General features: G+C 66.7%; 1 protein-coding gene. It reads right to left on the reverse strand.

Going from position 1 to position 222, the window contains the following annotated elements:
• A partial coding sequence (locus ADK41_RS16085) for an alpha-glucosidase C-terminal domain-containing protein (RefSeq protein ID WP_209438651.1) occupies positions 1-222 on the reverse strand: 222 nt, incomplete at both ends.

The following is a 222-nucleotide window of genomic DNA, read 5'->3' on the forward strand; positions in this document are numbered from 1 at the left end:
AACAGCTCGACCGGGTGCCGTCCCGCGAAGGCGCTGAGGTCGAGTTCGGTGGGCTGGGCGAAGCGGGAGAAGTTGTTCACGCAGAGCACCAGGTCGTCCTCGTACTCGCGCAGGAAGGCGAGAACCGCGGGGTTGGAGGAGGGCAGTTCGGTGTAGGAGCCGAGGCCGAAGGCCGGGTTCTGCTTGCGGATCTCGATCATCCGGCGGGTCCAGTGCAGCAGC

Source organism: Streptomyces caelestis, from assembly GCF_001279005.1.
In the GTDB taxonomy this organism is placed as follows: Bacteria; Actinomycetota; Actinomycetes; order Streptomycetales; family Streptomycetaceae; genus Streptomyces; species Streptomyces heliomycini.